Genomic DNA, 7,081 nt, shown 5'->3' with positions numbered 1-7,081 from the left:
CGCGAACGTCGGGGTCGGTGAACGAATTTATTGCGTCCGCCCGAAGAAGATCGGATGAGGCCTTGGTGGAAAAGGCAGACGAAATTCTGAACTTGCACTGGGAGGCGCGTGATGCGTCAATCAATGGCCGGGAATGTCCAGAGGTTCATATCGGCATCATCCAGGAGCGTCACCATGGAATAAATTGGGCCATCGGCGACGGGGGCTCTCCAGGGGACGAGGTGGCGACTGATACCTAACCAGTCGCTGCAGCGGACGGCTACGCTGCCCGCTGAGCTTCAACGTTGAGGCTGTAGAAAAACCCCTCCCCACCTTCGTTCGTTCACATGCCGTTGTTATGATTCCGCATCGCCTCTCCGGAGCCCTGCGATGGCGCGATTCAAGACACCTGACTACGGCCTGAAGCTCATCCCGGTCGATTTCGCGCAGCAGGTGCTGCCCGGTACCTTCGAGTTCGCGCTCTGCCACCTGGTCGACCACGACCTCGATCTCACTGCACTGCGTGCCCGCTACGCCAACGACGCTGGCGGCGCTCCGGCCTTCGATCCGGCCGTGCTGCTCAAGATCGTGCTGCTCGGCTACTCGCGCGGGCTGATCAGCTCCCGCTCCATCGCCACCGCCTGCCGCACCAACGTGCTGTTCATGGCCGTCTCCGGCGACAGTGCGCCGCACTTCACCACCGTCGCGCACTTCATCAGCAGTCTCGGCAATGAGGCCCAAGCGCTCTTCACCGAGGTGCTGCTGGTGTGCGACCGCCAGGGACTGATCGAGCGCGAGCTCTTCGCCATCGACGGCGTGAAGCTGCCGTCGAACGCGTCGAAGGCCAAGAGCGGCACAACAAGCGGCTCACCCGCTTCACGCTGCGCGGGCGGGAGAAGGTGGATGGGCAGTGGAAGCTGTACCGCCAGGTGCACAACATCGAAAAGCTCGGGCACCATGGATACGCGAATTAGGTAAGCTGGCGGGAGAGGCCGGCGCCATTTCGAGCGCGCCGGGCAGCGGCCGGCGCTGACGTCAGGGGACGATGATGAAGCGAAGATCGGAAGGCTGAAACGATGATGAACGACTTCGAGCCGGCATGCGCCGGAAGCAACCGCTCTCCCCGGAACGGGGTATTTCTACAGCGTCGTTAGGCCTTTACCCACCTCCTACCGACCTCACGCGGATAACGTCCGATGATTCTTCAGTTCCTGCCCCTGCTTCTTGCGCCTCTGCTCTATGCACTACTCACGAAGGCCGCGGCATTCTTGTTCCGTCGAACGCGTCTGAGTTGGCCTCATGCGTTGGTGTTTGGCCTCCTAGTGTTCTTGGTTAGCGGGGCTGGCGCGGTCCTCAATTTGTTGGCCGGGCATCCTTTTCCAGTACCTCTTACTCTCCTCCTCAGCCTTGCTGTTCCCCTGCTGCTTGGTGGCTGGTATCTGGGGCCCCGAGCGAAGTCTCCTGAGGGCGTCTCTTTGCAGTTCAAAGGCGGAGCGCTACTTGCGCTTGTCGTCTACGGGCTCGTTCTCGCTCTTGGCGTCATCACGGCGGTTGCGCTACCTCTGCTTCAGCATGCCTCTAAGGCCTAACTCCTCCATCAGCAGGGACCGCCAAGAGCTCCGCTTTGGGTTCCCTGCGCCTTCGGCTGCGGCCGCCACTCACGTCAAACGCTAGGCGGCCGGAAGGCATGAGCACCCTCCGCTGGATCGACCCTCGCCTAGTCCCCGCGCTCGTCATCAGCACAACCGCTTTCTCGCTCGCCTACCTCGAGTGGTCGTTCGGTGTTGGCGCCGCAGCACTACTGGGTCTCACGCTAATCTCCTTTGCCGCTTTCGGTATTGGGGCACTTCTCTGGGGCTTCTTCGGCCGACGTCGAACCATGCTAATCGCGGGTGTGTATTCGCTCGCCTTGGTTGTACTCACCACTCTGGTTGTGCGGGTGGAGGGCACCCATCGAAAAGCCGAAAGCTTCCGTCGCGGCGACGCGATCGTGACCGCTCTGTCTTCTTTTCGCGCCGAGCACAACCGCTACCCCGACTCTCTTCGCGAGCTAGTGCCAAAGTACCTCACGGAAATCCCACACAGCACCATGTCTGCTCTTTACGAGATTCCCTTTACCTACCGACTGAACGGCACGAGAGGTTTCGGGTTGGCGTTCCCTGCTCCGGCTTGGCTTATTTGCCAGCGCACCGAATCAACGCCGTGGGCATGCAATGACTAGCCGGCCCGCCTGACGATGGACTCCAGGCGACGGCCCAAACCGGCATCCTGCACTTGAACCCGCGAATGCAGCGGTCAGCGGTAGCAGTCGCTGCACACTCCGCTCACGCGTGGGACAACCCCTTGATGCGCCATGCCTGTGTGGTGGTATTTCGGGACATTGAGGGCGTAGGCCGTTGCAAGCTCCGCTGGCCTGGTTCAGTTCAGATCAACAATGAGGGCAAGGGCTTCGTCATGCGCAACCCGCCTTCGCGGGCTCGGTGAGCGCGGCACTGGGTTGTCACGCACCCGACATCTCCCGCGAGGACGATGAACTTCTCCAGGCCCAACCCATCTGCCAGACGGTGAACAACCTCGTGCCGGCGAAGGCCGGAAGCAATCACTTGCCTCGCGACGGGGTGTTTCTGTAGCGTCATCAGACTTTATCGGGCCCCCGCACATGAACCAGGACGAACTTAAAGCCGTGTTTGATCAGCAGGCTTCCGGCTATGAACATCAGCAAAGGAAACTTGCGCCTGTTCACGAAGGCCTTCATTTTCAGCTCGAATGGATATTTTCCGGGCTGCCTGACAGCGCCCAGATACTGTGTGTCGGATTGGGCGCGGGCGCGGAGCTTTCCTACCTGGCCGGGAAGTTTCCGCATTGGCGCTTCACGGCAGTGGAGCCTTCGGGAGCGATGCTCGATGTCTGTCGCCAGCGAGCGGAGAAGGAGTCGTTCGCCTCGCGCTGTACGTTTCACGAAGGCTATCTGGAGTCCTTACCCGATATCGAACCTCATGATGCAGCCACTTGCTTCATGGTTTCGCAGTTCTTTCTTGATCAGGACGAACGCGCCCGCTTTTTCCGGTCGATCGCTGCGAGGTTGCGCCCGGGGGGGATTCTGGCCAGCGCGGATCTGTCGTCGACGGTGGGCTCACCCGAGTACGACACCTTGCTGAAAGCCTGGGTGAGCATGCTCCACGCAGCCAAGGTGCCCGCTGACGCAATCGAGAAGACGCACGCGGCATGGGCGAAGGACGTGGCCATTCTTCCGCCGGGTGAGGTCGAGGCCATTATCGGACGCGGTGGTTTCAGCCCTCCCGTCCGGTTCTACCAGGCAGGTTTCGTCCATGCGTGGTGCGCAAGGCGCTCGACGTGAATTGCCGTGTGACTGTCGTTTCCGCCGCGGCGCCCGCCGCCGCTTCGGGGCAACCGGACCGCGGGTGAACGGCGGCGTCGAGGCGGCAGAAGTCCGCGCCCGGGCAAGGGCGCCAGCGTTACCTTCTTTCCTGCGGTAGTGCGCGATTGCAGCGGCGCGCCGCCGAGGACGCCAGTCGTCGAGCCGTCGGTATCGGGGGACGGTGTGAAGGGAGACACCGGATCAGCTGCGCGGTAAGGTTCACCGGCATGCAGTGCCGCAGACCAAGGCACCGGAGGGGAGGGAACACGGGCGCTCGCTGGCGCCGTCCGCGCTGTTCCTGACCCTGCGCGTTCATCGGTCGATGCACTGCCTTGCCCCTTCCTCTCAATCGTCAGGCACTTTCCGCCCATTACGCCCACTACGCCATGGCCAAGACCGCAGTCATTTCCGCAGTGGTCGCGACGGCAGTGACCGCCGCCGCGTTTCTGCTCAATCCGTCGCCCGAGCAGCACCGCGCCAAGATCAAGGAGGTCATCGCCGAACGCAGCCCGCTGGCCGGGGTGCTCGGCATCGGGGCGCTGACGGCCTTCACGTCGACGTATCATCCCTTGGGCATCGCGTCCTACACGACGGTGAATGAGCGCACGGTATCGGTGGGGGCACTGGGCATGGTGTTCGTGCTGGAGCCGACGAAGGACGAGTAGCGCAGCGTGCCCGCCACGCGACCCGTTCCCTGACGGAGGTCATCATGACGCCCGAAGTCCTCGTCGTCCTCACCCTTGCCGGCGCGTGCCTGATCCTGCTCTTCTGGCGCACCCTGCTCGAGCTGCTGATCGTCTGCGCAGCGTTCGGCGGCCTCGGACTGATCTGGTCGGCCGACATGCCGCCCGTCTGGCTGACGGGCCTACTCACCGTCGCACTGCTGGCGTTATCGGGCCTGATTGCCGAGAAGCTCGGCCTGCGGCTCGGCGAGCGCACGCAGACCGGCCGCGGCCGCACGCCATGCGGCTGCGGGCGCTGACGCCGGTGACGGCTCCGTGACGCCGCCGCCCTGATGACCGGACACGCCATGAAAAAATCGCTGCTCCTCGCCCTGACGCATGCCCTGACGCATGCCCTGTCGGCCGCCGTCGGCTTCGCGCTCGGCATCTACGCACTGCCGATCCTGATCGCGCCGCCTGCACCCTCTGGCGACGAGGTGGCCGCACAGGCGACGGCGGCACGCCATGAAGCTCACTTCCGCCGCGACCTGAAAGACAGCGATGCGCTGCACTGGGGCGAAGGCAAGGTGTCGATCGGCGCGGAAGCCATCGTGTTCGAGGGCGAGCTGGCGCCCGGCCCGGATTACAAGCTCTACCTGTCGCCGGAGTTCGTCGAGACCGAAGCCGATTTCCTGCGCCTCAAGGACCGCATGGTGAGGGTCGGCGACGTTCGCACCTTCCGCAACTTCGTCGTGCCAGTGCCAGCTTCGATCAACCCGTCCGACTATTCATCGGTGATCGTATGGTGCGAAACCTTCAACCAGTTCATCACCGCCGCACGCTACCGCTAGCGACGCGCCGTCGACGGTCGGCGCCGTACCGCGCCATTCGCCGCGTACTACCGGAAGCGGCACACGGAAGGAGCATGCCATGCACACCGCAGAGAACCTTCGCGTACACGCCGTCACACCGACGACGGAAGTGTCCACCGCGCAGCGCCTGCCCTACTTCGTCGGCATTTCCGGTCAGACCGTCGGCGCCAGAGGTCTTTCGATGCATCTGGTGGTGATTCCGCCCGGCGCACGCTCGGAGCCGCATCTGCATGTCGGCTACGAAACCGGCATCTACGTGCTGGAGGGCGAGGTACTGACGCGCTGGGGCGAGGCGCTGGAGAACGAGGTGATCAGCCGCGCCGGCGAGTTCCTGTTCGTGCCGCCGGGCGTGCCGCACGAGGCGGTGAACCTGAGCACGACGCAGCCGGCGCGCGCGGTGGTGGCGCGCAACGATCCGGCCGAGCAGGACAAGGTGCAGCCCTGGCGCCCGGCCTGATCGGGGGCGTGGCGGGCTTCACGGCAGCGCGGGTCGCCGAGGGGCACACTGGCGCCGCTTTCCCGCCCCACTTACGGAGAACCACCGTGGCCGTCTTTTCATTCGCTCGGAACCAGACCCACTCGATGCAGGGCAACCACATCGCCGGCGTCGCCACGCCCGCCAGCGGCGCGCGGCAGATCGAAATGTGGCGCGGGCGCATGGAAGCGGGTGCGGCCACACCGCCGCACCGCCACAGCGGCGAAGAGGTGGTGCTCATCCTCAGCGGCAGCGGGCGGGCGACGGTCGAGGGGCAGGAGGTTCGCTACACAACCGGCGACACGCTCATCCTGCCGGCGAATGCGGTGCACCAGATCTTCGCCGAAAGCGACAGCGAGTTCGTGTCGGCGATGCCGCTGGGCGACACGGTGGCGTTGCCCGACGGCACGGTGATGAACCTGCCCTGGCGCGCCTGAACACGATGACGCCCGAACAGGCCCAGGCACTGCGCGAGTTGCTGGCCCGCCAGCCGGTGGCGGCGCTGGCGACGCTGCACGACGGCGAGCCGGCCGTCTCGATGGTGCCCTGTGCGCTGTTGTCGGACGGACGCTTCGTCATCCACGTCAGCGCGCTGGCGAGCCACACCGCCGATATGCGCGCCCACCCCGAAGTCGCGCTGCTGATCACCGCGCCGCTGGCGGCCGGCGAGTCGCCGCTGGCGCTGCCGCGGTTGAGCGTGCGCGGCCGGGCCGAGGTCTGCCCGGTCGGCGCGCCCGGCCACGACGACGCGCGTGCCGCCTATCTGGCGCGGCTGCCGGAGAGCGCGGAGCTGTTCTCCTTCGGCGACTTTTCGCTATTCGTGATTTCAGTGCTGTCGGCGCGCTTCGTCGGCGGCTTCGCGCAGGCGCGCTCGCTCACCGCGGCGGGCTTTGCCGACATCGTCGCCGGCCGCGCCTGAAAGATTGTCGTCCGCCGTATGGCGCGATGACGATATGCTTGACGCACGACGCGCGCGCGATGGCGTCGCATCCGAAAGACGAGCTCAAGGAGGATGTCAGATGAAAAAGATGATTCTTGCGTTGATGATGGCCGCGAGCGGCGCGGCCAGTGCCGACATCGTGGTGCCGGTCAGCGTGGTCGATGAAAAGGGCGTCGGCACGCCGGTCGGCAACGTGACGATTTCCGAGACCGGCTACGGCCTGGTGTTCACCCCGGCACTGCAGGGCCTGCCGCCCGGCCTGCACGGTTTCCACGTGCACCAGAACCCGAGCTGCGAGCCGATGGACAAGGATGGCAAGAAGGTGCCGGCGCTGGCGGCCGGCGGCCATTACGATCCAGCGGGCAGCAACAAGCACGGCACGCCGTGGGGCGACGGCCATCTGGGCGATCTGCCGCCGCTCTATGTCGACGCGGCCGGCAACGCGACCAACCCGGTGCTCGCACCGCGTCTGAAAGCGGCCGACGTGGCCGGCCGGTCGCTGATGGTGCATGCCGGCGGTGACAACCACGCCGACCACCCGGCCCCGCTCGGCGGCGGTGGCGCCCGTGTGGCCTGCGGCGTGATTCGCTGAGCCGCATTGCCGCTGATTGGGTCGCAGCCCGGCGGCATGGCGCAGGGCTGCGACAGTTGACCAGGGGCGCCGCGGCGCCGGATCGCGGATAATCCGGCATGACCTCTGCCGCTTCCCCCTCCCCCGACACCGCCTTCGACAGCCTGCCGCTGTCGCCCGACACCCTCGCCAACCTGCGCACG

The 7,081-nt window shown here is 65.4% G+C and carries 10 protein-coding genes and 1 pseudogene; all 11 read left to right on the top strand.

Features of this window, described 5'->3' with window-relative positions:
• On the top strand, positions 1–239 hold a 239-nt coding region (locus AC51BJ_RS00265; protein WP_496278952.1), incomplete at its 5' end, for a DUF4272 domain-containing protein.
• Between the two features lie 130 nt (positions 240–369).
• A pseudogene (locus AC51BJ_RS00260) lies at positions 370–837 on the top strand (transposase); the annotation flags it as partial.
• Positions 838–1,666: 829 nt separating this feature from the next.
• Positions 1,667–2,200 (top strand): hypothetical protein, encoded by a 534-nt coding sequence (locus AC51BJ_RS00255; RefSeq protein WP_496278951.1) that lies wholly within the window; start codon positions 1,667–1,669, stop codon positions 2,198–2,200.
• 438 nt (positions 2,201–2,638) lie between these two features.
• Entirely contained in the window at positions 2,639–3,337 is a 699-nt protein-coding gene (locus AC51BJ_RS00250; protein WP_496278950.1) for a class I SAM-dependent methyltransferase, read from the top strand.
• A gap of 407 nt (positions 3,338–3,744) precedes the next feature.
• Complete coding sequence (locus tag AC51BJ_RS00245; protein WP_496278949.1) at positions 3,745–4,023, top strand: hypothetical protein; 279 nt, start codon at positions 3,745–3,747, stop codon at positions 4,021–4,023.
• Between the two features lie 44 nt (positions 4,024–4,067).
• Complete coding sequence (locus tag AC51BJ_RS00240; protein WP_430432368.1) at positions 4,068–4,340, top strand: hypothetical protein; 273 nt, start codon at positions 4,068–4,070, stop codon at positions 4,338–4,340.
• Between the two features lie 48 nt (positions 4,341–4,388).
• Positions 4,389–4,871, top strand: coding sequence for a DM13 domain-containing protein (locus AC51BJ_RS00235; RefSeq protein WP_496278948.1), 483 nt, complete (start codon positions 4,389–4,391; stop codon positions 4,869–4,871).
• A 79-nt stretch (positions 4,872–4,950) separates the two neighbouring features.
• Positions 4,951–5,349 (top strand): cupin domain-containing protein, encoded by a 399-nt coding sequence (locus AC51BJ_RS00230; RefSeq protein WP_496278947.1) that lies wholly within the window; start codon positions 4,951–4,953, stop codon positions 5,347–5,349.
• An 86-nt stretch (positions 5,350–5,435) separates the two neighbouring features.
• Positions 5,436–5,804: a cupin domain-containing protein gene (locus AC51BJ_RS00225; protein WP_496278946.1), complete on the top strand. Its 369-nt coding sequence runs from the start codon at positions 5,436–5,438 to the stop codon at positions 5,802–5,804.
• Positions 5,805–5,809: 5 nt separating this feature from the next.
• Entirely contained in the window at positions 5,810–6,286 is a 477-nt protein-coding gene (locus AC51BJ_RS00220; RefSeq protein WP_496278945.1) for a HugZ family pyridoxamine 5'-phosphate oxidase, read from the top strand.
• Between the two features lie 100 nt (positions 6,287–6,386).
• A complete protein-coding gene (sodC, locus tag AC51BJ_RS00215) occupies positions 6,387–6,899 on the top strand; it encodes a superoxide dismutase [Cu-Zn] SodC (RefSeq protein ID WP_430432363.1) in 513 nt (170 codons plus the stop codon).
• Positions 6,900–7,081 lie beyond the last annotated feature (182 nt).

The organism is Methyloversatilis sp. S146-33, from assembly GCF_059552495.1.
This window is presented reverse-complemented; position numbering and strand designations above follow the sequence as displayed.

Coding starts and splice junctions, on each gene's coding strand:
- AC51BJ_RS00255 (WP_496278951.1), top strand. CDS start 1,667: ATGAGCACCCTCCGCTGGATCGACCCTCGCCTAGTCCCCGCGCTCGTC.
- AC51BJ_RS00235 (WP_496278948.1), top strand. CDS start 4,389: ATGAAAAAATCGCTGCTCCTCGCCCTGACGCATGCCCTGACGCATGCC.
- AC51BJ_RS00220 (WP_496278945.1), top strand. CDS start 5,810: ATGACGCCCGAACAGGCCCAGGCACTGCGCGAGTTGCTGGCCCGCCAG.
- AC51BJ_RS00230 (WP_496278947.1), top strand. CDS start 4,951: ATGCACACCGCAGAGAACCTTCGCGTACACGCCGTCACACCGACGACG.
- AC51BJ_RS00250 (WP_496278950.1), top strand. CDS start 2,639: ATGAACCAGGACGAACTTAAAGCCGTGTTTGATCAGCAGGCTTCCGGC.
- sodC (WP_430432363.1), top strand. CDS start 6,387: ATGAAAAAGATGATTCTTGCGTTGATGATGGCCGCGAGCGGCGCGGCC.
- AC51BJ_RS00245 (WP_496278949.1), top strand. CDS start 3,745: ATGGCCAAGACCGCAGTCATTTCCGCAGTGGTCGCGACGGCAGTGACC.
- AC51BJ_RS00240 (WP_430432368.1), top strand. CDS start 4,068: ATGACGCCCGAAGTCCTCGTCGTCCTCACCCTTGCCGGCGCGTGCCTG.